This is a genomic window from Bacillus cereus group sp. BfR-BA-01522 (assembly GCF_022662635.1).
GTDB lineage: Bacteria > Bacillota > Bacilli > Bacillales > Bacillaceae_G > Bacillus_A > Bacillus_A cytotoxicus.
In genome coordinates, this window is the sequence record NZ_JAKUDY010000001.1 from 78,467 (window position 1) to 102,955 (window position 24,489).

Sequence of the window (24,489 nt, forward strand, 5' to 3'; positions counted from 1 at the left end):
AAAATTAATAGAGAATGGATAAGGGGGATTCGTTAAAAGTTTTAACAATGAAATGATGACGCACACATATAAGTGTTACGTAATAAAGATATTTTGTTAAGGAGAGAGAAGAAATGAACAAATATCTAGTTGGAATCGGAATAGCTTGTTTATTACTTAGCACAGGATGTTCAAGTAGTAAGGAGAATATGGTTAAGCAGGAAATCAATAAACAAGAAGATAGAGAAAGGAAGGAAATAACTTTTCCTAAAGGAGTAAAAGAAACTGGGGAAGCTAGTATGCAATTAATTACGAATAGTGGGAAAAAAGAAGAAAATCAAATCCCAATTTTAAAAGTAGATCCCAAGTTCAATTTAGCTCAAATTCAATTGGAGTTAAAAGGGTTAAATGAAAATGAAACCGCTTATATATATGTGGATAAGCAATTTATTACAAAAGAAGAAGTAACGAAAGCGTTTTCTACTTTTGTTAACTTAGAAGGAGAATTATTGAAGACAGGGGAACATACTGTTTCTATTGTTCAATTTAAGGATGAAAAATCTAGAAAAGAGATACAAAATTATAAAGAAGCAAAATTTAAAATTGAACAAGGTACAGTAGAGGATAAATAACGGTTTATAGGACAAGAGAATTTTCAATATGTAATTCGCAACTTACGATTTTTTTTGGAAGTTATGTGAATGATTTGTTAATGAAAATATTAATTTATATAGGTTTTACAAAAAAAGGGTGTTTTTCTCAGTTTATAAAAGTTAGAGATGGGAGAAGGAATAAAAAATGAATATCAATAAAGCGAAGAGGCTTTGGATTCTATTCGTATTGTGTACGATTTGTACAGTACTTATGAGTTTTAATGATATATCGTTTGTGAGCTATATAGGCAGAGTACTTTTATATGTGATGATAGCTTTTTTGATTTTCTTGACACAGTTTCAAGGTGTGCTGTCATTATATCAAGTAGTGGTTAGTTTATTAGGTTTTGTTAAGAAAAAGAATTCATATGTGTTGGATCATGATATTGCACATACTAGATTCGCTATATTGGTATGTGCACATAATGAAGAAAAAGTAATTGAACAAATTGTGAAAAATTTGAAGAAGATTGATTATCCGAAAGAAAAGTATGATATCCATGTAATTTGTGACAATTGCACAGATAATACAGCTCAAATTGTGAGAGAGAATCAAGTGAAGGCCTGGGAAAGGCACGATAATCAGAAACGAGGAAAGGGATATGGGCTAGAATGGATGTTTCAAAATTTATTTCGACTGGAAAAAGAGCAGCAAGAAGTATATGATGCAGTTGTTATATTAGATGCAGATAACGTAGTATCAAGAAACTTTTTACAAGTATTAAATGCTAAGTTGGTAAAAGAAAAATACGAAGTTGTTCAAGCCTATTTAGATTCGAAAAATCCAAAAGATAACTGGATTTCAAAATCGTATGCAATTGCTTATTGGTCTACTAATCGTTTATATCAATTGAGTAGGGGGAAATTAGGGCTATCAGCACAACTTGGAGGAACAGGTATGTGCTTTACAATGAATATTTTAAAAGAGATTGGTTGGGGAACGGAAAGTTTAACAGAAGATCTTGAGTTTACAGCGAAGTATATATTGGCGAAAGGAAGAGCGGTAGGCTGGGCACATGATGCGAAAATTTATGATGAAAAACCAACGGATTTTAAGGTGTCGTTTCGTCAAAGGATTAGATGGATGCAAGGGCACATGGACTGCATGGTTAGATATTCTGGTCCACTTTTGAAGAATTTTACTCAAACATTTAATATGAATGCAATAGATATGTTCATTTATCTTGTTCAGCCAACAAGAACAATGCTCTCAGTAAATTCTATCATTTTATTTTTTGTTACATACTATGATTTGCTTCCATCTTACATCATGCTATATGTATTACATCCATGGATTTGGCTTTTGATAGCGGTATCTTTTTATATACTACCTATTATAGCTTTATTACAAGAGAAAAAGGTAACGAATATAATATGGACACCTATTGTTTATATTTTTGGTTTTTCATGGGTACCTATTATTTTTTTAGGATTTATAAAAAGAAAAGAAAAGGTATGGGTTCATACTCCGCATAATCGAGTAATGGATAGAGAAAATATGATAAAAATGGAAGAATCAGTGTAGAGAGTGAAAAAGTGGAGGAATAAAATTGAGTTTCTTAATGTTTTTTATAATAGTTTGTAAAATGTTCATTGGATATACTGAGTTGTATGAACAATTTAATATTAATAGTTTTATAATGGACTGTTTATATATTATCTTTGTATTTTTTCTAATTAGATTTTTCATAACGAAAAAAATAAGACCAACTTTATATAGCGTACTCAGTTTAATAGTCGGGGTGTTATTGATTATTTGTGTATTGTATAAGAGGTTTTATGGTGTGATGCCGACGTATCATTCCTTAGCATTAGCAAATCAAACTGTAGAATTAAAGGGAAGCATCTCTTCTCTTTGGAAATGGCAAGATTTATATTACATAGGAGATATGATTATCATACCTTTTTTGATTTACAGGGCAGGGAAAATGAACAAAAATCGAAAGGATATGAAAGTTTCAAAAAAAGCGATGGGCGTGATTGCTCTAAGTTTTGTAGTTGTAATATTTACATTCACCTATGTCATAAATAAAGAAGATATAGTAGATGAGAAAAAAAAATCAGAGAAAATGGGCTTTTTTTCGTATAATGTATCATTTCCAATGAGTAAGATCTTCCCACAAAATAATTTGTATGATATAGCGAATGGTAAAATAACAAATTCTGTTATAAGAGATGTGAAAGAAATACAACCTTTGCAACATCTTGAATATGAGGGCGTTGCTAAGGGGAAAAACTTAATTATGGTTCAACTCGAATCAGTGCAAGAAAATGTAATCGGTTTAAAACTAAATGGGAAATCAATCACTCCGAATCTAGATCAGTTACGTGATCAATCTCTGTCATTTCCAACCTTTTTTCAACAAACAGGAAGAGGAAATACGATAGACGCTGAGTGGACTGTTAATACATCAACGTTTCCAGGAATTCATGAGCTAAATTCAAATCGATTTGCAAATCGTGAAGTTCCAAGCCTTCCTAAACTATTAAAGAAGAATCATTACGTGACGAATACGTTTCATACAAATCATGCAAAATTTTATAACCGAAAACGAGTATATAAAGCATTAGGATTTGATCAATTTTATGACCAACAATATTTTGGAAATAAAGAGGTAATCGGTATAGCAGCCAGTGATAGAGTATTGTATACAAAAACAGTACCGATTTTAAAAGAATTAGATAAACAGAATAAAAAATTCTATGCACATATTATTGCATTAAGTAGTCACCATCCGTTCAAGATACCAAGCAATCATAAACCGCTAGTATTACCAAAAGAATTAGAAGGGACACAATTTGGTGATTATATTCAGGCTGTTCATTATGCAGATAAAGAAGTGGGCTTCTTAATAGAGGAATTAAAACGTGAAGGATTATGGGATAAATCTTTATTTGTCTTATATGGAGATCATCATATTATTGATACAAATGCTCTACCAAATCATGAAAAAAAATATTTGCCAAAATCTCAACTGAAAAATGGGCAAATTGATCCATATCGCATTCCATTCATTATACATTATCCTGGGTTAGAAGAAGGAAAGCAAATTGAGACAATAGGGAGTGAGGTAGATATTTTACCTACCATTACAAATCTATTAGGTATCGATACAGGAGATCAAGTTATATTTGGGCAAGATTTGCTGAATTATAGAAAAAATATGATTCCGCAGAGATTCTTTTTTCCAGATGGAACATTTATTGCTCAGGAGTACAGTTATATTCCAAAAGAAAAATTTGAAACTGGACAAGCAATGAGCTTAGAAGGAGAACAAGTTCCGTTAACTCCAGAGATAAAAAATCAATTCGAACAGACAAGAAAGTTACTATATTTATCAGATCAATATCTTGAGAATTTACCAAAAGCAGAAGGATAAGGTGGCTGAGTTATCATGAAAAAAATATTCATTATGATTTTATATAGTAGTTTTTTCTTTTTCACAGTTTATCGTTTTATAGATACACCGAATATACTACAGTTTTTGTTTCCTGGTATTAAATAAGGAAAATCATAGATAGTAAGGGCAGGAGAGTTTTATTCCTGCCCTTACTATTTTTCTTAGAGGTAAATTTTTCACATAAAAAAGTAATATATATAGTAAGGATTGACATGAAACGCTTTTCATCCTTTACGCTATAAATGGAAAGGAATCAAGCGAGCAACAAAAAAAGACATAAGTATATAGTTAGCAGTGGAAGGGAATAAGTAATAAAAAATGGAGGAACTGTAATTGATAAAAGTTTTACCTGATAACAGGAGGGATACTAGTGGAAAATGAGAAAAAAGTATTTCAATGGTTAAAAGAACAAAATGCGCCGTTTTGGATTCGACTGCAAATTTTACAAGCATTTCAAATGCACAAAGTGATGGTTGAAATAGATAAAAAGTTAATGGCGTATGAGGAAAAAGAATATAGGGAAAGAATCTAATTCAATCCCTGCAGCATGGTTCGTAATTTTTTCAACCCATTATGTATTGCGTGTTCATCTTTTCGTTCCAAATTGTAAAGGAGCTGATGAAGTAAAGGACTATGCTGATAAAAAGAAATAATGCGTTGCATGAAGGACGAATCATGATGAAGGATAAGGGTACAGTATTTTTTATAAACATCTTCGGTAAATACATTCCCAAAATCATGATATAAACCAGCAAAATCAAAGGCAGGATCTCCAATTTGTGTATCGCCAAAATCAATAATTCCAGAAACCTTTTTACGCTTCTCATCGAATAAAATATGATGATGAGTAAAATCGGCATGAATCATTGTATACTGTAAGTCGTATCGATGGAAAAGTGTGAAAAATTGATGAAACAATTTGTCAAAGGCCTCTTTTTCGCATTTTATGAATGTATGGGAAAGGTAACGGTTTAATTTCATTTGTAGTTGTTTCCAGTAGGTGATTGTTTTTTCTATTTTAAATCCTAATTGTGTAGCATGTTCTAGTGAAATAGTATGTAAAGTCGCAAGAAATTGAGCAATTTGTGTAATTACTTGTTCGCGCTCTTGTATGGTTAAGTTAGCAATCATTTGAGCTGTTAAGGGCTCTCCGTAAATGAGCGTATAGTAACTACAAGTTGGAATAGTGTCTGATTCATTTGTATAGAACAGGTGATAATTAGGAATTTCAATATCATGTAAAGACTTAGCTAAGAGGGAACAAAGTTCTTTTTCTAGCGGAATTCTCTTTGCAATCGTGGCTTCCCTAGGAAAGCGAAAAAGCAAAGCGTTATTTATAATAATCGCTATATGATCCCAGCCGCTTTCATTTTGTTGAAAAGAATCTATATGTAAATGCGGAAGGGCTTGTTGTATATATCGTTGAAAAGAATTCATACATTATTCCCCGTTTCTGTTATAGTGAGAGTTCTCACTATATAATATCAGAAATTTCTTTATTATCAACATAGGAATGGTAATATGAATCGTATATTCATGTTTAAAAAAGTGATACCGTCTACACATTGGTATCACTTTTTATCTTCTTTTACAGGTTTTCATTTTGCTGTCCGATTTCTTTTTGTGCGATGTGAAGATTTCCTCGCTCCATTTGTTTCTGTTCATGAATAGAATTTCCAGCGTATTCCTTTTTTGTTGGAACGACTCTTTTGGAGGGATGAGCATTTTGCTGTTTCATAAAATGGTCCGCCTTTCATTAAAAATAAACGAAAATGATGAGTAGAAGCAATATAGCAGCGAAGATGGTAATACCAACTAAAAAAGATGTATTTTTATATTTAGGAGGCTTATGAACATCTTGGCGATATCCAGGTGAAATTTCAGGGGCGAATTCTTCATCGAATGTTTTCTTTTTATTTTGTTCGTCCATATGCTTTCACCTTCCTTTTTTATTTATGTTACACGTTGTGAAGAAGAACTATACATGAAAGAAAAACTCTATAATTAGCAGTTTTTCTCAGAGTATGGGGAACATAATAAAAAGTGATATCGATATATGAAATACCCCTTCATTTGCCTCTTTTTTAGCATTTTCGATTTCGCATGCAGGCCTACTGTACTGACACGTATTTCTTTGTTTGGAGCATTATGTTTCTTTTTATAGGCTGTATCCTTTTTGGTTATAGTTGCTTCTAATTTTTTATTGAATACTATCTAACTAGAAGTTCTATCATTTCGCCGTAGTAATTGAAAATAGAAGGAATCCAGATTATTATATTATTATTGTAATTTTATTTTGTTGAAGGAGGATACATAGTATGATGAAAAAGTCGAAAGGTTCTATCGAATCAGAGATAAGTAAAGCAATTACGCAGTGGGAAAAAGATTATCTTGGGCGTGGGTCTATATCTGTTAAGACAGATATATTACGGGATATGATTATTGTGAATTTACAAGGTATTTTAACACCAGCTGAATATGCTGTTTGTGAAACGAAAGATGGTATGTTAACGATAAAGAAAACACGTTCGGAACTAGTGGAATCGGGAATAGATGATCTTAAGGAGATTATACTAGACTTAACTGGAGAAAAAGTAAAAAGCTTTCATACTGATATAAGTTCCCGTACGGGTGAACGGATAATGATTTTTAAGGTATTTCATAATCTTGAGAAAAAAATTTAATGTAAACAACAAGTTAGAAGCATAACAAGCAGTAACGGGGATAAACTCGAAAAAATAGTTGATAACAGTAAAGAAACGTACAATGATTTAGAAATAGGGATTTTTTGAAAGAGATGTGCTTCAATTCAGAAGTGTTCTGGTGAATTTTGATGAAAATAATTTTCAGAAATCTTATAAAGGAATTGACAAATTTTTAAATATAGTTTATCTTATAGTTGTTTTAAAAACTTACAGATGTTTATATTTAGAGCTTTAGCATTTTTTTAATCATTCATATTGACTAAATGAAAAAGTTTCTGAATATAAAAACTGGGTGTAACATAAATTTGTATATCGCATAATCTAGAAGGTTAGAGGTATATTATTTTTTCTTTAGATAGAAGTAATAAACAAATAAATTATGATCCTTTATAAAATGGGAGCTCTTCAAAAAACTTCGCTGAAGTTAGTTGAAGTGAAACCGACAATGTCCATAATTCAATGATTTTATATCATCATTGAATTATGGAAGTTGTCGGTTTTTTTATTGATAAAAAACATCTATTCGCTAAAAGAAGGAAATGAAGATTTGAAATTCTGAAAAATTACCTTGATGAAACAGAAGTTTGTATAAGTTCGTCGTTGGGAAGGGAGTAAGTTAAATGTTAATTTTGCTAAATTCATCAACACTATTAACATTATTGTTCATTACGCTTAGTGCTTCTTTGCTAAGTGGATTATTGTTTTTAAATTCAAGGATCCCCTTACATTTTGTTCGTATTCATATTGGCATCGCTGCTTTACCATCATTCGTTTCCTTACTTGCACTTATTCATACAAATGTAGATGGAGTTATTGGTCCTTGGCATCTAGATTCTTTAGCTTGGTTAATGGCTTTCTTTGTTCTTACAATTGGTTTTATCATTCAGCGTTTTTCTTTACGTTACTTAATGGGAGATCGCTCATATCGAAAATATTTTATACTTTTCACATTCACTACAGGCGCCTCTTCCATTGCATGGTTAAGTAATGATCTTCGTTTAATGGTCATTTGTTGGGGAGTAACTCTTGTTGGATTGCTCCTACTCATAAGATTAAATAGCAGTTGGAAAGTGGTAAGTGAAGCAACGAAAATTTCTGGTCGTTTATTTACAATAAGTTGGGTGGCTCTATTATTAGCTGTCATTTGGCTTTCTCAAGTAACTGGCCAGTGGCAGTTAACATCCGTTTTAGGGGATGAAAGTTTAGCTCAATATGGAAAATGGGAGAAAGCGGGGATTAACCTATTAATCCTATTAGCTGTGATGATTCCGGCAGCCCAATGGCCTTTCCAACGATGGCTCATTGAATCTGCTGTTGCTCCAACTCCTGTTTCCGCTATTATGCATGCAGGTTTAGTAAATGCTGGCGGTATCATGCTAACTAGATTTTCACCTCTTTTTCATGATGATATAGCACAAATCATTTTACTTATTTTCTCTAGTATCTCTGTATTAATAGGAACTGGAATTAGTCTAGTCCAAGTTGACTACAAACGTCAGCTAGTGGGTTCAACGATTGCACAAATGGGATTTATGCTCATTCAATGCGCATTGGGTGCTTATTTAGCTGCCATTATTCATTTAATTTTACATGGTCTGTTCAAAGCTACATTGTTTTTACAAGCTGGTTCTTCCGTACGCCATTTTGAGGTTGTGAAACACTCTCATGAAAAGGCATCGTATTTATGGATTATGATTGGACGTATTTTAGGCTTACTTATAGCAATTGGTTTCTGGCTTATGACTCCTAAAGAGGGATATCAATTGGTGAGTGCGCTAATCTTAGGGTGGTCATTATACTTTTCGTGGAAACAGCTTGTTGTTTTCGGAGAGGGAAAAATTGGTCGAATTGCTGGCTTATCTTTTTTGATTGGATTTTCGCTCATTTACTTTACCGTTCATACCCTTTTTTATGAGTGGTTGCATACAGATGTGTATCAAAATGTTCAACCTCCAGTTCTAGCTATTACCTTTGTTATCTGTCTCTTACTATTTGGTAGCGCTATTGTTGCTTTGGTTGCTCGCAATCGATCCTCTACTATATTCGCTATATTATACCTTTGGTTAGTTCGAGTAGGCGAGGCAAATCAAAAGTCAGTAGAAAGTCACCCTAACTACTTGAAACACTATGTATCACAGGGAGGTAATCAGTGATGAGCGTATCATCTGTAGTAACGAAAGAAAGTTTTAAAAAGAAAGACGTAAATATGAATATTCAGGAAAAGGATATAAATGATTTCGTTCAATCTGCTAGCCGAGTTATAGCACCACTGTGGCCTATCTCTACGTTTGCAGCGCGTCATCCTTGGGTGGGGCTTGAAAAGCAATCCTTTGAACAAGTTGCAGATTGGCTAAAAGAAATTCGTGATGTGGATATATACCCTAGCGCTTCTATGATTCATTCGGCAAAGAGAAGGGGAGAGATCGATGAATCTTTTTTACATGCGGGATTGCATCGTTGGCTTGACTCACAACCCTTTCATATACCAAGAGAGAAAGTAGAACGTTATTGCCAGGCAGCTTTAAAGTTAGATAAGTTACCTTCTCACCTCTTATTATCAAAAGAGTTAAATACATTAGTAGCGGAAATAAATAATGTAAATACAGAAAGTACCGAAGATTTCTCAATGCAACCAATAAGTTCGCTTATAGAGAATCAAGATAGCGAAAGGTTAGTGAATATCCTTGATTATCATGTTATCAAATGGTGTAAATTATATCTGGATAACTTTCAGTCAAGTTGGGCAATGCCAAATCGTGAGAAAGGTTTCTATCGTGCATGGCACCACCTTATTAAATATGATCCAGCACTCAGTAAACAGCAGCGTAAAGCTTTAAAAGATTGGCCACAAGATGCAAATGCAGCTTTAGTAAGAGCTTTGTCCGAATTAAAAATCCCTAAGTCAAAAATACAGACGTATCTTGAAGGTCATTTGCTTTCCTTACCTGGATGGGCAGGAATCATACTGTGGCGCTCAAAACAATCGATTCGGGAACATGCACTCCTAACAGAATATTTAGCAGTTCGAATTTCAATGGAGTGGGCGCTTGTACAGCCTTATTTATCTTTAGTAAATCATCGGCTCAAGAAAAAAGTTTCGATTGTTCCTCTTTTAGCTTCTTGGATCCATTGGGGGGATCTTTCAATTGAGGAATGGTCTCAAATGTCTGCAACTGAACAAAATGAATTATTATCAATTGCTCATCATTTTGATGAGAAACTTCGTAGAAAGCTTTGGTGGGAAGCTTGGGAACAAACACATGCAGAACGATTAAGTCAAGAGATTCTTTCTAAACAATGTGTAAATAACAAGAAAAAATTTGTATTAGCTCAAATGGCATTCTGCATTGATGTACGTTCAGAACCTTTTCGTCGACAACTTGAAAAAGCAGGTCCGTTCGAGACGATTGGAATTGCAGGTTTCTTTGGATTACCGATTGCAACGAGTGAATTAGGTAGTCATCATAGCCATCCTTCTTTACCGGTTATGCAAAAACCAAAACATCGAATAAAAGAGCTTGCGAGTGAAGATGAACTTAAGTCTTACCAACAACGTAAGAAGGTAGACCACTCATTAAGCTATACCTTTAAAATGATGAAACAGAATGTGCTTACGAGCTTGCTTTTACCTGAGTTAAGTGGACCTTTTCTTGGTCTACAAATGATAGCACGGAGCTTTGTACCAAGAAGATTAGGTAGTTTCATTCGTAACCTTCGTAAAACTTGGTTACGAAAACCTGATACAAGATTTTCGCTTGATTATGCTCATGACACAGAGTCGGAAATACCTATTGGTTTTTCTAAAGAAGAAAAAGTGAACTATGTACGTCAAACATTAAAAATGATGGGGCTAACAGAGAATTTCGCTCCTTTAGTCGTAATATGTGGGCATAGTAGTCAAAGTACAAATAATCCTTATGCTGCAGCTCTTGAGTGTGGTGCTTGTGGTGGAGCGGCAGGAGGATTCAATGCAAGAATTTTCGCTACTTTATGCAATCTGCCAGAAGTAAGAGAAGGGCTTTCTGCGGAAGGAATTAAAATCCCTGAGGATACGGTTTTCGCAGCTGCTGAGCATAAAACAACTGTGGATGAATTAGAATGGATTTATATTCCTGAACTTTCGGAATCTGCACGAGAAGCATTGAATCATATCGAAGCGATTATGCCGAAAGTCAGTCACAATGCAAATAGGGAGCGTTTAGCTCAATTACCTAATTTCAAAACGAAAATGAAAAATCCGAGGGCAGAGGCACACAGATTTGCAGAAGATTGGAGTGAGATACGCCCGGAATGGGGATTAGCTCGTAATGCATCTTTTATTATCGGGCAACGTGAATTAACTCAGGATTGTGACTTGGAGGGAAGAGCTTTCCTTCATAATTATGATTGGAAACAAGATGAAAGTGGGGATATTTTAGCCAGCATTATTGCAGGACCAGGAACTGTGGCTCAATGGATAAATCTACAATATTATGCTTCAACTGTAGCTCCTCATTATTATGGTAGTGGAAACAAGGCAACACAAACCGTAACAGCGGGTCTCGGCGTTATGCAGGGGAATGCGAGCGACTTGTTATCAGGGGTACCATGGCAATCCGTCATGCAATCAGATGATGAGGCATATCATTCTCCGCTTCGTTTATTAATTGTCATCCAAGCACCTAGCCAATATATAGAACGTTTGTTAAATAATGATTTTACATTTCGAGAAAAAGTTCAAAATGGATGGGTTAGACTTGCTAGTGTTGATCCAGAAGTGGGATGGAAAAACTGGTAACTGCTAAATTAAAAGTTTCATAAATAGAATGATTATAATGAAGAAGGGGTGCAACACATGCAGTTAGAGAATAAAAAAGTTTTATTGTTAACGGACATTGCAGACGGAATAGAGCGTATGATACAACAAGTAATAAATGTTCAACCAGAAAATATGTTAACAATACAAAGCTATGGTTCCATAATTGTACATCCTTATGGAGATATAATGAGATCTATTATCATTGCTATTTATCAAGAAAATGTTGAAGAAATTTTTGTTGTAGGAATAAAAGATAAAGAGACTGCCCCAGTTAATATACAAAGCCAGCTTGATTCTATAAAAGATAACATGCAACTGGACTATCTTTTTCAACATTGCATGCCTGAATTTTCAGGTGGTACCTTTGACGATTGGCTAAATGGAAAAGGAAATGTTAGTGAAAATATCGAAAAGAGTATTGATATTATTCGTCATCATCCGCTCATACCGTCTGATATTAAAATTCATGGTTTCATGATTCATAAGATGGGGAAAAGAGCGGATGTTGTCAACGTTCTTACTAATAAAACAGTATAAAACGTTAATTTCTTGTACTGAAGTAAATTTATGAATCCTTTCAATAACTTGAAGAAAAATCGCTATATTTAGCGATTTTTCTCTGTAATATATTTGCGTTGTACTTGGAAAAGGCGTACAAGCAGGAAGCTAGCACCGAATGCAAGTCCAAGAATAAGACCAATCCAATACCCTTTTGCGGCCCAATCTGTATATGTTGCGAAGAAGTAACCAAGTGGAAGTCCAATCACCCAGTAGGCGATTAAAGTCATAATGAGTGCAACATTTACATCTTTATAACCGCGCAGCGCTCCTTGCACTGGTGTTGCAATTGCGTCAGAAAATTGAAATAAAATCGCGAATATAAGAAATTCTTTTGCCAAATGATGAACAGCTAAATCTGTTGTATAAATAGAAGCAATCGCATCATCAAAGAAATAAAGAAGGATGGAATAGAAAAGAGCAAAGGCAAGTGCGAAACCTATTCCAATCCATCCGTATTGTTTGGCGTTTCTATATCGTTTTGCTCCAACTTCAAATCCAACGGCAATTGTCATAGCCATAGATAGACTCAATGGCGTCATGTATAATAATGAAGCAAAATTCATAGCTGCTTGATGTGCAGCTATTGTTGTGGTACTAAAGTTACTCATTAAAAGTGTTACAGCAGCGAAAATACTTGTTTCGAAAAAGATCGCAAAGCCAATTGGAACTCCGAGTTTTAGGAATTCTTTCCAACTTGAAAAAGAAACGCGGTATAGCTGTTTAAAGATACCGAAAGATGCGAACGGTTCCTTCGTACAAATGATCATAATCGTAATCAATAAAATGCACCAATATGTTGCAGTGGAAGCGATAGCTGCTCCGACACCACCGAATTTTGGAAAACCGAAATGTCCAAAAATAAGCACGTAATTTAAAACAACATTAATTGGTAAAGAAAGCAATGTAATAATCATCGTCGTTCGTGTTTTTCCCAGTGCATCAATGAACCCTCGTAATACAGTATAAACAAATAAAGGAATAATTCCGATTGCAATTATGCTTAGAAATTGAGCTGCAATACGTTCTACAGATTCTTCTAATTGCATGCCGCTTAAAATGGGAGAAACAGCGAAAAAACCAATTATAATAACAAGGATACTAACAAAAATTGCTAAATATACGGCTTGTATAATAATATGAGGAACATCTTCTTTTTTATTCGATCCTACGAGTTGAGCAACAATTGGGGTAGTAGCCATTAAAATGCCAGTTAATCCAGTACTAACGGGAATCCAAATGCTAGTCCCAATTGCCACACCTGCTAAATCAGTCGGACTTGCATGTCCTGACATTGTCGTATCAAAAAAACTCATTGCAAATAGTGACATTTGCGTGACGAAAATCGGAAGGAATAGTAATAAAAATTGCTTTATTTTTTGTGAGAATGAGAGCGCTTCGTTCATAAAATCCTCCTTGTCATATAAAATAAACTCTTATTATCATACAATTTAATTTAAGGATAGAAAAGAAATATGTGCATGGTAGCGAAGAAAAAATAAAAATAGATGCACTTTGAAAACGTATAGGGTATTATGATAAGGTGTGGAAATTTATAGATTTGAGAGTAAGGAGGCACAAGTTGTGGCTGATTGGTTAATTGGATTAATCATGGGTGCTGTTGAAGGATTGACAGAGTTTTTACCAGTATCATCAACGGGTCATATGATTTTAACAGGTCATTTACTTGGATTTGACGACGAGAGAGCAAAGGTTTTTGAAGTTGTTATCCAGTTGGGATCGATTTTAGCCGTTGTCGTTATATTTTGGAAGCGATTATGGTCGTTAGTGGGAATTGGAAAAGTGACAGAAGGACCATCATTAAATTTATTACATATTATTATCGGAATGATTCCCGCTGGGGTGCTTGGCGTATTGTTTCATAGTACCATTAAGGAAGTTTTATTCGGACCAGGTCCGGTTGTCATTAGTTTAATTGCAGGTGGTATTTTAATGATTGTGGCTGAGAAGTTTTCGAAGCCAAGTACAGCAAGAACATTGGATGAGATTACATACAAACAAGCATTTGCTATTGGGATGTTCCAATGTTTAGCGCTTTGGCCAGGATTCTCACGATCTGGATCAACAATAAGTGGTGGATTGATCGCTCGTGTGTCACATACAGCGGCAGCTGAATATACATTTATTTTAGCAGTACCGATGATGGTAGCTGCTAGCGGACTAGACTTAATAAAAAGCTGGGATGTATTAAGTGTAGCGGATTTACCGCTATTTGCGAGTGGATTTATTACAGCATTCATTGTTGCGATGCTTGCAATTGTTTCGTTTTTAAAATTATTAGCACGTGTAAAATTAACACCGTTTGCTTATTATCGCTTTATTTTAGCAGCGGTATTCTATTTCTTTCTTATGTAAAACAACTGCCGGAATGGCAGTTGTTTTATTTCGCGATTGTTTCAATCATAGTCTCCATCACATGTTCCCAAAGGGACGTATCATTAGCTAATGTTTCGCGGAATTTTGCATACATTTCTTTTTGTTTTTCTTCAAATGATGGATCTTCTTTTTCTGGCAATGTTTCTCGCATGGAAGTGATTAATTCTTGTATTTTTGGAGCACGTGGTCCCCATACGGCTTTTTCATTTCCTTCTTGATCAACGAAAATGAAAATTGGAATGGATCGCGCTGTGCCGTTTGTTAAATATTGATCCATTAATTCTAAATTTTCATCACGAATTAATAAGCGCATATCAATATTTGCCACTTCACAAATGCGTTTCATAACAGGTACACAAAGAAGGGCATCCCCACACCAATCAGCCGTTAAAACGATAACGCGCCATTTATCATTTTGACGTTCTTCTAAAACAGGAAGTAATTCGTTTGGAATTAAAAAGTTATTATAAATGTGTAATAACTTATCTTGATTTACTTTCATTTCGTTGACATATGTATCAAAGGACATACCTTTATCAGCCCATTGTTGTAAACTCATGATTCACACCTCTTTTGTTTAAGATGCTTTTATTGTACCAATTTTCGCTTTGAAAAGCTTGTATCATTACTTCCTAAAATGGAATGGATAGAACTGAATTTTTATAAGACAATAAGATGACAAAAGGTAAGATTTAAGGTAAAATTATTAATAATATTTTTATTTAACTATATGAAATAAAAGGGGATGTAAATGGTGTCTTACAATCGTGAACAATTAATGGAAGACCTATCTACAAATGTCTTTGCTATGTTTCGTTCGTTGCGTAATGATATTGGCAAGATCTTTGGTGGTTACATACCGTGGAATGAGTTTGTTGTGCTTCGTATATTAAATCGTGCTAACAAAGAGATGGTTTCACGAGTGGCGAATGAATTGAATGTTTCGAATAGTCATATTACAGCTGTAACAGAGAAGTTAATTCATAAAGGTTTTGTAACACGTTCACGTTCTACATCAGATCGGCGTGTTGTATATTTAGAAATTACAGAGCAAGGAAAAGAATTAGTTGCTAAAATGGAATCGGCGAAAAGACAATATTTAAAAGAAAGATTCTCAGCTTTATCTGAAGAAGAAATGGAATGTATGATAGCTATTTCGAAAAAACTTATATAAGAACAAATCCTTCTCAGCTTTGAGAAGGATTTTTTATTAAAAAAGTGCTATAAATAATGAAAAAATGCGTAGCTGCTATAGGTGGAAAATGAGTATGATTGGTTACGAAAAGCCATACTAAATATGATGGAAGAAAGGAGAGAGAAAAATGACGAATCGTAATGGTAGTCACGGTAGTAAAAATCAAGGTTCACCCAAATTAGGACAGTTTCAACAGGAATTTGGTGCAGAGTTTGAAGTTGGAAATGATAATAAAGGAAAAGAATACCGTTCTAAAAAAGGAAGTAAATCAAAAAAGGAGTGAGTCGATTCACTCCTTTTTCATTAGGATGCAGCAGAGTCATTTTCAATATATTTCTCTTCAGATTTTGAAACAATCATGGCACAGATTGCATCACCTGAAATATTAACAGCTGTTCTAGACATATCAAGAATACGATCCACCCCAATAATTAAGGCGATGCCTTCTACCGGAAGATTAACTTGATTTAAAACCATCGTTAACATAACAAGACCGACACCAGGAACGCCGGCTGTTCCGATACTAGCTAGCACAGCAGTTAATACGACCATAGCTAATTGAGCAATTGTAAGTTCAACACCATATACTTGTGCAATAAATACGGTGGCTACCCCTTGCATAATAGCGGTCCCATCCATATTGATTGTGGCTCCGAGTGGTTGAACGAATGAACTAACAGGTTTCGAAACGCCAAGCTTTTCTTGGGCTGTTTTCATAGCAAATGGAAGAGAAGCATTAGAACTAGAGGTACTAAATCCAATTGCCATTACAGGTGCAAAATGTTTGATGAAGCGAACGATACTTTCTTTTGAAAATATTTTTAATAACCCGCCATATATAAAAATGCCATGTATGACAAGTGCTAGCATAACAACAATCATATACTTGAACATTGCAGCGACGCCTGCAAGCCCCATCTGTCCAACAGAGGAAGCGAGCAAGCCAAATGTTCCAATTGGAGCGAGTTTCATAATGAGGTTTACAAGATACATCATTAATTCGTTACCCTGTTCAAGTAATGAGTGGATTCCTTGAACTCGTTTTCCAAGAATTGCAAGTCCGAGTCCGATTAATACTGCAAAAGCAATAATTTGAAGCATATTTCCATCACTCATTGCTTTCGCTGGGTTATCTGGGACGATATTGAGGAGTGTATCAACAATAGATGTTTCCGCTTTGTCACCTTTATAAGAAAGCCCTTCTGTTTTAAATGTACCGCCTTGTCCTGGTTGAATAAAGAGTGCGAGTGTAACAGCAAGTGAAATAGCAATGGCTGTTGTTGTTAAAAAGAAAGAAATGGCTTTGATTCCGATTCTACCAAGTTGTTTCGGATCGCCAAGACCTGCGGCACCAAGAGCAATCGAAATAAATACAACTGGAACGACAAGCATTTTAATAAGCCGGATGAAAAGTTGTCCGATTGGATGAAAGACATATTGATTTAAAGGTGTAAAAATGGATGGAGCATATAAATTTAGAGCGAGACCGATGATAAGACCGAAAAATAGAGCGATTAAGATAGCTTTTGTTTGTTTCAATAAAATCCCTCCTTATTTTTGAAAATATGTTCTAATTTAATTGTACCGAAAAATGATATTATTTGACAATATTTTCTGAAAACTTTCCGATTGAAAAATGAATATTTTGTTTGTCTTTCAGTGATGTAAGTGAAAATGGATCATTAGCGAGAAGTAAAGCAAATAGGCAGGAGGAGAGTTATTCGTAACATCCTTCACTTTATGAGAAAGAAAAAAAGACCACCCTGTCAAAATAAGGTGGTCATGGAAGGGGACAATTTATGTCAATTTTAATTAGGGATAGAAAGCTGTTTGAGACATTGGGGAATGTCTCGTTATTAGGGAGGAACAGCTTTGATAGTTATAATATAAAAGAGAGATGTGACTTCAATGTGAACTTGAAGTGAAAGGTATGGGGATTTTAAAAAATAAACAGAATCCATTCGTTAGCGCTTGTGAAAATAAGAGTTGAAATCTATAAAAAAAAGGATTATGCTCAACTATATTATAAGAGTATAAGAATTTGTTTTCATAATGAAATTCTACCTTATAGCATGAAAGATAGAAGCATTTTATTGAGGAGTTTGTGATATGAAAGCAGAAAAAAAGCAAGGGGTTTATAATCGTTCTATCAGATTAAGTCCACCACAAATTTTAGCAACAGGCTTTTTTTGTTTAATTGTCGTCGGAGGTATATTATTAAAGTTACCATTTGCGACAAAGGAATCGATTAGTTGGGTTGATGCTTTTTTTACAGCAACTTCTGCAGCGACTGTAACTGGTTTAGGAGTTGTAGATACCGCAAGTACTTTTACTATGTTTGGTCAAATTGTCATCATGTTTTTAATTCAAACGGGTGGTCTTGGATTAATGACAATTGCGATTTTAATTGTATGGGTACTCGGTAAAAAAATTGGTTTACGTCATCGTTTACTCATTGGAGAAGCTTTTAATCAGACAAATATTGGTGGTCTTGTGAAATTAGTGAAACGCGTTTTTATTTTTTCTATTTGTATAGAAGGAATTGGAATTATTTTTCTATCTATTCGATTTATCCCGGAATTCGGGTTTAGTAAAGGAATGTATTACAGTATTTTTCATGTGATTGCAGCTTATAATAATGCAGGATTTGCACTATGGCCAGATAATTTAATGAGATATGTAGGAGATCCGATTATTAATATCGGTATTTGCTCTTTAATTGTTATAGGTGGTTTAGGATTTACAGTATTAATTGATATGTGGTATAGCCGTAGTTTTCAGAAACTATCACTTCATTCGAAAATTATGATTGTAGGAACGATTGCTCTGAATGTAATTGGTATGATTGCGATTTTTATATTAGAGTATAATAATGTGAAAACATTAGGCCCATTATCTGTAAATGAAAAATTATGGGCGTCCTTCTTCCAAGGAATTACACCTCGTACCGCAGGATTTAATACAGTTGATTATGGCGGGATGGAAGAGTCATCCATATTATTTACGATGATTTTAATGTTTATAGGTGCAGGTAGTGTTTCGACAGGTGGAGGGATTAAATTAACAACATTTGTTATTTTAATTACATCTGTTATTTCCTTTTTTAGAAAAAAGGAAGACATTGTGTTATTTCAACGTACGATTAAAATGGCGACAGTAACGAGAGCTTTAGCGATTGTGGTTGCTAGTCAAATTCTCATTTTTGTGGCAGTATTTTTATTAATGCTTACAGAAAAATTTAGTTTCATTCAATTATTATTTGAAACGATTTCAGCATTTGGAACAGTTGGCTTAACAATGGGGATTACTGCGAAATTATCTGCAGTTGGAAAATGTATCATCATGTTCGTTATGTTTTGTGGATTAATCGGACCGTTAACCTTAGTATTTTCTTTAGCACGACCTGCAAAACAAAAAATTCGCTATCCATCAGAAGATGTTTTCACAGGATAAGGTATCTCGCTTGGCGAGATACCTTTTTTAGTTAAAAGAGTGAAAACAATAAGCCGATAATTGCAGCGCGGAATAATAAAGAAACAAGTACAGCAATACCGCCAACAATAGCAGCGATACCACCGGTAACAGTAGCACCACGATTATAAGCATAAATACCGAGTAAAATGGAGACAAGCCCAAATAGTGTTGGGAATGTGAAAAGTGATAAGACTGCAAGAGCAAGAGCGATGAAACCTGCCGTTGATCCTGCTGTTTTTGATTTTACATCATCTCTATCGTCTCGATCATAAGTGACACGCTTAGGGGCAACCTCTGCCGCATATTCTTCTTTATAATCATTTTCAATTCTATGATGATCATCAAATTTATCAGCCAAGATAATAGCTCCTTTCCTAGCAAGGTTCTTTAGTAGTATGTATAGATTTTTCTTTTTTATCCTGCTATTTGTCACTTTTTAAAATTTGTAGGTAGAGTTGTTATGCTGCGTGAAATTTCATTTTGATGAGAGGGAAAAGAGGTATGGATAGCAATTGGATTCGATTGTAAAACCTGGTATGAGTTTCTTTATTTTGGAGAGTATAAAAAAGAATGATAAGGAAAGGTTGGTTGAAATGATGGAACATCCAATTGAAAATTTAATGAAAACAGCAATGACAAATTTAAAAGAAATGGTAGATGTAAATACGATTGTAGGGAGTCCTGTTTCGACAGCAGATGGACATGTAGTGTTAACGGTTTCGAAAGTTGCTTTTGGTTTTGGAGCAGGTGGAAGCGATTTTAAAGGAGAAGTATCTCGCCGCGAACAACAACATACGCATGCAGGACAGGGATCACAAAAAGAAATGAAACAAGAATATCCGTTTGGAGGAGGAAGTGGAGCTGGAGTCTCCATCAATCCTGTTGCTTTTTTAGTAGTAGGATCGAGTGGTGTGCAAGTATTGCATTTACAGAGTGGGACACATTTAATTGAGAAGGCGCTGAATACAGTTCCGAGCACTGTGGATAAGCTTGTAAATGGACGCTAGACAGTACTTTGCATTTTTTAGGAATTATGATATATTAGGAAAAGTGTGTTTGAAATGACAAATATAATTGAAATGTAAATATATATGATATATGAAATAAGGGAGAGGTAGTTATGATTAATATTAAGAATTTTGCTGTTGGCTTATGCATGCTAGTAAGCGGATTTGTTATTTACGTTGTAAAAGAAAAAGCGCCATTTTAAAACAGGTAGATGACACTGCCTGTTTTTTGTTTCTGTAAAAATGTTGACGAATTTGTTGTTATATGTTAAAATTTTAATTCGTGTCTCGGTTACAGCTAGTATAGCTTAACTATTACTTATCCATACAAAATGAAAAGTTTGTGAAAGATCGGGTAATTTTACCAACAACTTTTGTGAACAGACCCTAAACTTTGTATGTATAGGTGATACGCATGCTAGTGTATCAAGGAGCGGTCAGAGGAACCGTATTGATGAGAGAGAGGTAGGGCTTTCATCCAGTATATGTTACTTTCCCGTTAGGTGAATATAAAAAAGAGAAGTCTCCTGTATGTAAGGAGACTTCTCTTTTTCATTCGGATACATATAGTAGATATGATATCTTTTATACTCTACTTTCAACTTGTTGACAAATTTCATCTGTCGTTAAACCGCTTGCCTTAATGACAGATCCTTTTGTCGATACATCGCTAATTCCCATTACATTCGAATCTTGGCCAGTAATGACACAACAATCGCATTCCTTTGCATCACTTTCAGATTGTAGAGAAATGACTTCATGTCCTTTTTGTTGCAACGCTTGTTGAACATCTGTTAACGAACTTTCAACACCGATTTTTGCCATATCTATCACCTCCTACCATTTACTAATATGCTCAAATTCTCGCCAGATATTTATATATTTGAGAAAAAGATGGTAGGAAGTTATAAAGTGAAAGTTTTATCAATAGAGCTTTTTCCTTCGCTAATGAAAAGCTTTCACTGATCGGTTGTCACTACAATAGTGGGATACATACAAGGAAATATATCGCTAGATTAGTCGTTATATACACCAGTTAACATTTGACTTACAAATTGATCATTTAAGTGCTCTTGAATAGAATTGTTATTGGTTTGGAAATCGATGGAAGCGGTAAAGTGATTATGTTTCGTTTCATTCGGCTCTACTTCCACATAATCATTGAATTTACAAAATCCTTTTGTATCCATTAAATCAAATAATTGTAGCATCTTTACGACCTCTTCTCTTGTTCCTTTAATTTGTACATAAGCCATCTTGATTTCCTCCTTCGCTTGATAAATTATTTTTTAAACATAGGATTATGACAACGACATAAAAAATATGATGGTTATTTTCGCATCGAGATTTTTTGCTTGATTTCCTCCTTTCTCCTCAAAAATTATACATAAATGCCAAATATATAAAATCAATGTCCGTTTATTGAATACAATAGATTCGCAGCATTTGCCAAAAATCCTTCTTGTGAAAAAATATTTTTTGGATAAAAAATGACGAAAAAAATTTTTAGCTCTTTTGTAAACGTTAACAATGTTGATAAATCAATATGTTTTAAGAAGTTCATTTGTTTTAAGATTGTAAATTTTCTAAAAAATAACCTTGATTTATTTAAAAAGGAGAGTAAACTAGGAAGCAATAAAAAATCAATAGAAGATAGGAGGCGCATTTAAGTGGATGAACAATTGGTTCTTGGAAAATGGATTCGCATATCAAAAAGCGTTTGCTACAAGAGTTTCGTCAATAGTTGCAGAAGATAGAGAGGGAATGTATGAGGAGAATAAAGCGGTTTAATCATTCTCATGAGACGATAAAGCGTTGATGGGGAGGAGTAGTTGATAATGAAGCCTTACAGAGAGTCGGTGGTTGCTGGAAACCGATGGTTCATGTCGACGAACATCGCCCTTGAGTGCTAAGCTGAAGCATTTGCCTAGGTTTAGACGGTAGCTCCGTTACTAGCTAGACTCATTTTTAAAGAGTCACTGAGGCAAGAAATATTCTTGCAAAGAAGGGTGGTACCACGAAATCTTTCGTCCCTTCAGCACATAGCTGAAGTGTGGACGTAGGATTTTTTTATTTGAGAAAAAAGGAGGGATACAATCGATGGCTTCAAAAACAGAAGAAAAAATGGTAACTGGTGCAGAGCTATTGTTAGAAGCGCTAGAGAAGGAAGCGGTTGAGGTGATTTTTGGATATCCAGGCGGTGCGGTTTTACCACTATATGATGCATTGTATGATTGTAAGATTCCTCATATTTTAACAAGACATGAACAAGGTGCGATACATGCAGCAGAAGGATATGCCCGAATTACCGGGAATCCAGGTGTTGTCATTGCAACAAGTGGACCAGGAGCAACAAACGTAATCACTGGGCTCGCCGATGCAATGATTGATTCATTGCCGCTCGTTGTTTTTACAGGGCAAGTGGCTACAACTTTAATTGGAAGTGACGCATTCCAAGAAGCGGATATTATGGGACTTACCATGCCGGTAACAAAGCATAATTATCAAGTCCGAAAAGCTTCGGATTTACCCAGGATTATTAAAGAAGCATTTCATATTGCAAAAACAGGGCGACCGGGACCAGTTGTGATTGATCTCCCTAAAAATATGGTGATGGAGGAAGGGGAGCGATGCAGTGATGTGCAAATGGATTTACCCGGGTATCAGCCGAATTATGAACCGAACGTATTACAAATTACCAAATTATCACAAGCGATTGCTACGGCTAAAAAACCGCTTATTTTAGCTGGTGCTGGTGTGCTACATGCAAAGGCTTCAAAAGAATTGACAAAATTTGCTCGCATGTACCGTCTACCAGTCGTTCATACGCTTCTTGGATTAGGAGGATTCCCATCAGATGATGAATTGTTTTTAGGAATGGGAGGGATGCATGGGTCCTATACAGCGAACATGGCAATGTATGAATGTGATTTGCTTATCAATATTGGTGCAAGATTTGACGATCGGCTTACAGGGAATTTAGCATATTTTGCGAAAAAGGCCACTGTTGCACATATTGATATCGATCCTGCAGAGATTGGTAAAAATGTCCCAACGGCTATCCCGATTGTTGCAAGTGCGAAGCGAGCTTTAGAAGCACTATTAGAACGTAAAGAGCGAAAAGAGAATCATGAAGAGTGGCTTACGCTTTTAAAAAAGAGAAAAGAACAATATCCGTTTTTTTATAAACAAGATGCAGAAAAAATGAAACCGCAAGCAGCAATTGATATGTTGTATGAAATTACAAAGGGGACAGCGATTATTACGACGGATGTTGGTCAACATCAAATGTGGGCTGCTCAATATTACCCACTTAAAGAGCCGAATAAATGGGTAACATCAGGAGGACTTGGAACGATGGGATTTGGGCTTCCAGCAGCAATTGGTGCACAAATTGCTAAGCCAACTGAATTAGTGGTTGCGATTGTCGGTGATGCTGGTTTTCAAATGACATTGCAAGAATTAAGTGTTTTAAAAGAACATTCTTTACCCGTTAAAGTGTTAATTTTAAATAATGAGGCGTTAGGAATGGTAAGACAGTGGCAAGATGAGTTTTATCAGCAAAGATATTCTCATTCGCTCCTTTCTTGTCAGCCGGATTTTGTGACATTAGCACAAGCTTATGGCATAAAAGGCATAAGAATTCAAGATCCACTGCGAGCGAAAGAAGAATTACAAGCGGCAATGACATTAGATGAACCTGTCGTAATTGATTGCCGAGTGTTGCAGTCTGAAAAAGTAATGCCGATGGTTGCTCCAGGAAAAGGAGTCCATCAAATGGAGGGGGTGAAAAGGAAATGAAAAGAATCGTGACTGCAACTGTACGAAATCAAAGTGGTGTATTAAACCGGATTACAGGAGTGATGACACGAAGGCACTTTAATATTGAGAGTATTTCCGTAGGACATACGGAATCATCAGATGTTTCACGGATGACATTTGTTGTCCATGTGGAAAATAGGCAACAAGTTGAACAGCTTATTAAACAGCTCCATAAACAAATTGATGTACTGAAAGTCACCGATATAACGGAAGAAGCGATTATTGCAAGAGAACTTGTTCTCATTAAAGTAGCGACAACAAGTGTATCAAGGTCTGAACTATACAGTTTAATTGAACCGTTCCGATCTACTGTAATAGATGTTGGAAAGGATTCCATAGTCGTGCAAGTAACAGGGACACAGGAAAAGGTAGAAGCTTTAATTGAATTGCTTCGTCCGTATGGGGTGAAAGAAATTGCAAGAACAGGTGTGACAGCTTTTACAAGAAGTATGAAAAAACAAGAGAAACAAGTAATGTTAATTCATTAATTATTTCAATAT

General features: G+C 34.9%; 25 protein-coding genes and 1 other annotated feature. Of the genes, 16 read left to right on the forward strand and 9 right to left on the reverse strand.

The features are described 5' to 3' along the window. Nucleotides 1-113: 113 nt before the first annotated feature. The 4 genes from MR059_RS00415 to MR059_RS00430 all read left to right on the forward strand — a co-directional run bounded on the left by MR059_RS00415 (nt 114) and on the right by MR059_RS00430 (nt 4,565). On the forward strand, nt 114-611 hold the full coding sequence (locus MR059_RS00415) for a hypothetical protein (RefSeq protein ID WP_011984177.1): 498 nt from the start codon (nt 114-116) through the stop codon (nt 609-611). Nucleotides 612-777: 166 nt separating this feature from the next. Continuing rightward, nucleotides 778-2,157, forward strand: a complete 1,380-nt coding sequence (locus tag MR059_RS00420) for a glycosyltransferase family 2 protein (RefSeq protein WP_048722473.1) — start codon at nt 778-780, stop codon at nt 2,155-2,157. A gap of 262 nt (nt 2,158-2,419) precedes the next feature. Continuing rightward, nucleotides 2,420-4,012 (forward strand): LTA synthase family protein, encoded by a 1,593-nt coding sequence (locus tag MR059_RS00425; protein WP_235436383.1) that lies wholly within the window; start codon nt 2,420-2,422, stop codon nt 4,010-4,012. Nucleotides 4,013-4,403: 391 nt separating this feature from the next. Continuing rightward, the gene (locus MR059_RS00430) at nt 4,404-4,565 is read left to right on the forward strand and encodes a hypothetical protein (RefSeq protein WP_011984180.1); all 162 of its coding nucleotides are present in this window, start codon (nt 4,404-4,406) and stop codon (nt 4,563-4,565) included. Here the strand turns inward: MR059_RS00430 and MR059_RS00435 are convergent. From MR059_RS00435 to MR059_RS00445, 3 genes are all read right to left on the reverse strand, one after another. Then, nucleotides 4,562-5,470, reverse strand: a complete 909-nt coding sequence (locus MR059_RS00435; protein ID WP_048722476.1) for an aminoglycoside phosphotransferase family protein — start codon at nt 5,468-5,470, stop codon at nt 4,562-4,564. The genes MR059_RS00430 and MR059_RS00435 overlap by 4 nt on opposite strands. A 151-nt stretch (nt 5,471-5,621) precedes the next feature. Beyond that, complete coding sequence (locus MR059_RS00440) at nt 5,622-5,771, reverse strand: hypothetical protein (protein ID WP_011984182.1); 150 nt, start codon at nt 5,769-5,771, stop codon at nt 5,622-5,624. A gap of 18 nt (nt 5,772-5,789) precedes the next feature. Beyond that, the gene (locus MR059_RS00445) at nt 5,790-5,963 is read right to left on the reverse strand and encodes a hypothetical protein (RefSeq protein ID WP_011984183.1); all 174 of its coding nucleotides are present in this window, start codon (nt 5,961-5,963) and stop codon (nt 5,790-5,792) included. A gap of 391 nt (nt 5,964-6,354) precedes the next feature. On the opposite strand from MR059_RS00445, the gene MR059_RS00450 reads away from it, so the two are divergent. From MR059_RS00450 to MR059_RS00465, 4 genes are all read left to right on the forward strand, one after another. After that, complete coding sequence (locus tag MR059_RS00450) at nt 6,355-6,717, forward strand: Na-translocating system protein MpsC family protein (protein WP_048723067.1); 363 nt, start codon at nt 6,355-6,357, stop codon at nt 6,715-6,717. 641 nt (nt 6,718-7,358) lie between these two features. Continuing rightward, a complete protein-coding gene (locus MR059_RS00455; RefSeq protein WP_048722479.1) occupies nt 7,359-8,891 on the forward strand; it encodes an NADH dehydrogenase subunit 5 in 1,533 nt (510 codons plus the stop codon). Further along, nucleotides 8,891-11,515, forward strand: coding sequence for a DUF2309 domain-containing protein (locus MR059_RS00460; RefSeq protein ID WP_048722483.1), 2,625 nt, complete (start codon nt 8,891-8,893; stop codon nt 11,513-11,515). Before MR059_RS00455 ends, MR059_RS00460 begins: the two co-directional genes overlap by 1 nt. A gap of 57 nt (nt 11,516-11,572) precedes the next feature. Further along, nucleotides 11,573-12,073, forward strand: a complete 501-nt coding sequence (locus tag MR059_RS00465; protein ID WP_011984187.1) for a carbonic anhydrase — start codon at nt 11,573-11,575, stop codon at nt 12,071-12,073. Between the two features lie 68 nt (nt 12,074-12,141). Here MR059_RS00465 and MR059_RS00470 read toward each other — a convergent pair whose 3' ends face one another. Then, nucleotides 12,142-13,500, reverse strand: a complete 1,359-nt coding sequence (locus MR059_RS00470) for an MATE family efflux transporter (RefSeq protein ID WP_011984188.1) — start codon at nt 13,498-13,500, stop codon at nt 12,142-12,144. A gap of 178 nt (nt 13,501-13,678) precedes the next feature. Here MR059_RS00470 and uppP point away from each other — a divergent pair, with 178 nt between their 5' ends. Beyond that, on the forward strand, nt 13,679-14,470 hold the full coding sequence (gene uppP / locus MR059_RS00475) for a bacitracin resistance undecaprenyl-diphosphatase (RefSeq protein WP_011984189.1): 792 nt from the start codon (nt 13,679-13,681) through the stop codon (nt 14,468-14,470). A 25-nt stretch (nt 14,471-14,495) separates the two neighbouring features. On the opposite strand, the gene MR059_RS00480 is transcribed toward uppP, so the two are convergent. Beyond that, nucleotides 14,496-15,050 (reverse strand): thioredoxin family protein, encoded by a 555-nt coding sequence (locus MR059_RS00480; RefSeq protein ID WP_011984190.1) that lies wholly within the window; start codon nt 15,048-15,050, stop codon nt 14,496-14,498. Between the two features lie 195 nt (nt 15,051-15,245). Between MR059_RS00480 and MR059_RS00485 the strand changes: the two genes are divergently transcribed. Together MR059_RS00485 and MR059_RS00490 are read left to right on the forward strand one after the other, a co-directional pair. Beyond that, on the forward strand, nt 15,246-15,665 hold the full coding sequence (locus MR059_RS00485; RefSeq protein ID WP_041810288.1) for a MarR family winged helix-turn-helix transcriptional regulator: 420 nt from the start codon (nt 15,246-15,248) through the stop codon (nt 15,663-15,665). A gap of 148 nt (nt 15,666-15,813) precedes the next feature. Beyond that, nucleotides 15,814-15,969, forward strand: a complete 156-nt coding sequence (locus MR059_RS00490) for a hypothetical protein (protein ID WP_011984192.1) — start codon at nt 15,814-15,816, stop codon at nt 15,967-15,969. Between the two features lie 20 nt (nt 15,970-15,989). On the opposite strand, the gene MR059_RS00495 is transcribed toward MR059_RS00490, so the two are convergent. After that, the gene (locus MR059_RS00495; RefSeq protein ID WP_011984193.1) at nt 15,990-17,225 is read right to left on the reverse strand and encodes a dicarboxylate/amino acid:cation symporter; all 1,236 of its coding nucleotides are present in this window, start codon (nt 17,223-17,225) and stop codon (nt 15,990-15,992) included. A gap of 570 nt (nt 17,226-17,795) precedes the next feature. Between MR059_RS00495 and MR059_RS00500 the strand changes: the two genes are divergently transcribed. Continuing rightward, nucleotides 17,796-19,139, forward strand: a complete 1,344-nt coding sequence (locus MR059_RS00500; protein ID WP_011984194.1) for a TrkH family potassium uptake protein — start codon at nt 17,796-17,798, stop codon at nt 19,137-19,139. A gap of 31 nt (nt 19,140-19,170) precedes the next feature. On the opposite strand, the gene MR059_RS00505 is transcribed toward MR059_RS00500, so the two are convergent. Continuing rightward, complete coding sequence (locus MR059_RS00505) at nt 19,171-19,518, reverse strand: acyl-[ACP]--phospholipid O-acyltransferase (protein ID WP_011984195.1); 348 nt, start codon at nt 19,516-19,518, stop codon at nt 19,171-19,173. Between the two features lie 178 nt (nt 19,519-19,696). Between MR059_RS00505 and ytfJ the strand changes: the two genes are divergently transcribed. After that, entirely contained in the window at nt 19,697-20,167 is a 471-nt protein-coding gene (gene ytfJ / locus MR059_RS00510; protein ID WP_041810290.1) for a GerW family sporulation protein, read from the forward strand. 113 nt (nt 20,168-20,280) lie between these two features. After that, a complete protein-coding gene (locus tag MR059_RS00515; protein ID WP_041809560.1) occupies nt 20,281-20,370 on the forward strand; it encodes a hypothetical protein in 90 nt (29 codons plus the stop codon). Nucleotides 20,371-20,752: 382 nt separating this feature from the next. Here MR059_RS00515 and MR059_RS00520 read toward each other — a convergent pair whose 3' ends face one another. Both MR059_RS00520 and MR059_RS00525 read right to left on the reverse strand, forming a co-directional pair. After that, nucleotides 20,753-20,992: a YkuS family protein gene (locus MR059_RS00520; protein WP_011984197.1), complete on the reverse strand. Its 240-nt coding sequence runs from the start codon at nt 20,990-20,992 to the stop codon at nt 20,753-20,755. Between the two features lie 191 nt (nt 20,993-21,183). Next, nucleotides 21,184-21,423, reverse strand: coding sequence for a DUF3911 family protein (locus MR059_RS00525; protein ID WP_011984198.1), 240 nt, complete (start codon nt 21,421-21,423; stop codon nt 21,184-21,186). Between the two features lie 550 nt (nt 21,424-21,973). Then, nucleotides 21,974-22,205, forward strand: a binding site (T-box leader). A gap of 62 nt (nt 22,206-22,267) precedes the next feature. Between MR059_RS00525 and ilvB the strand changes: the two genes are divergently transcribed. Next, entirely contained in the window at nt 22,268-23,968 is a 1,701-nt protein-coding gene (ilvB, locus tag MR059_RS00530) for an acetolactate synthase large subunit (protein WP_011984199.1), read from the forward strand. Next, nucleotides 23,965-24,477 (forward strand): acetolactate synthase small subunit, encoded by a 513-nt coding sequence (gene ilvN / locus MR059_RS00535; RefSeq protein ID WP_011984200.1) that lies wholly within the window; start codon nt 23,965-23,967, stop codon nt 24,475-24,477. The genes ilvB and ilvN overlap by 4 nt, the downstream gene beginning before the upstream one ends. Nucleotides 24,478-24,489: the final 12 nt, after the last annotated feature.

Bases quoted from the DNA above. Each gene is read 5' to 3' on its own strand.
- MR059_RS00415 (WP_011984177.1), top strand. From the start codon at position 114: ATGAACAAATATCTAGTTGGAATCGGAATAGCTTGTTTATTACTTAGC.
- MR059_RS00420 (WP_048722473.1), top strand. From the start codon at position 778: ATGAATATCAATAAAGCGAAGAGGCTTTGGATTCTATTCGTATTGTGT.
- MR059_RS00425 (WP_235436383.1), top strand. From the start codon at position 2,420: ATGCCGACGTATCATTCCTTAGCATTAGCAAATCAAACTGTAGAATTA.
- MR059_RS00435 (WP_048722476.1), bottom strand. From the start codon at position 5,470: ATGAATTCTTTTCAACGATATATACAACAAGCCCTTCCGCATTTACAT.
- MR059_RS00440 (WP_011984182.1), bottom strand. From the start codon at position 5,771: ATGAAACAGCAAAATGCTCATCCCTCCAAAAGAGTCGTTCCAACAAAA.
- MR059_RS00445 (WP_011984183.1), bottom strand. From the start codon at position 5,963: ATGGACGAACAAAATAAAAAGAAAACATTCGATGAAGAATTCGCCCCT.
- MR059_RS00450 (WP_048723067.1), top strand. From the start codon at position 6,355: ATGAAAAAGTCGAAAGGTTCTATCGAATCAGAGATAAGTAAAGCAATT.
- MR059_RS00455 (WP_048722479.1), top strand. From the start codon at position 7,359: ATGTTAATTTTGCTAAATTCATCAACACTATTAACATTATTGTTCATT.
- MR059_RS00460 (WP_048722483.1), top strand. From the start codon at position 8,891: ATGAGCGTATCATCTGTAGTAACGAAAGAAAGTTTTAAAAAGAAAGAC.
- MR059_RS00465 (WP_011984187.1), top strand. From the start codon at position 11,573: ATGCAGTTAGAGAATAAAAAAGTTTTATTGTTAACGGACATTGCAGAC.
- MR059_RS00470 (WP_011984188.1), bottom strand. From the start codon at position 13,500: ATGAACGAAGCGCTCTCATTCTCACAAAAAATAAAGCAATTTTTATTA.
- MR059_RS00480 (WP_011984190.1), bottom strand. From the start codon at position 15,050: ATGAGTTTACAACAATGGGCTGATAAAGGTATGTCCTTTGATACATAT.
- MR059_RS00490 (WP_011984192.1), top strand. From the start codon at position 15,814: ATGACGAATCGTAATGGTAGTCACGGTAGTAAAAATCAAGGTTCACCC.
- MR059_RS00500 (WP_011984194.1), top strand. From the start codon at position 17,796: ATGAAAGCAGAAAAAAAGCAAGGGGTTTATAATCGTTCTATCAGATTA.
- ytfJ (WP_041810290.1), top strand. From the start codon at position 19,697: ATGAGTTTCTTTATTTTGGAGAGTATAAAAAAGAATGATAAGGAAAGG.
- MR059_RS00515 (WP_041809560.1), top strand. From the start codon at position 20,281: ATGATTAATATTAAGAATTTTGCTGTTGGCTTATGCATGCTAGTAAGC.
- MR059_RS00520 (WP_011984197.1), bottom strand. From the start codon at position 20,992: ATGGCAAAAATCGGTGTTGAAAGTTCGTTAACAGATGTTCAACAAGCG.
- MR059_RS00525 (WP_011984198.1), bottom strand. From the start codon at position 21,423: ATGGCTTATGTACAAATTAAAGGAACAAGAGAAGAGGTCGTAAAGATG.
- ilvB (WP_011984199.1), top strand. From the start codon at position 22,268: ATGGCTTCAAAAACAGAAGAAAAAATGGTAACTGGTGCAGAGCTATTG.
- ilvN (WP_011984200.1), top strand. From the start codon at position 23,965: ATGAAAAGAATCGTGACTGCAACTGTACGAAATCAAAGTGGTGTATTA.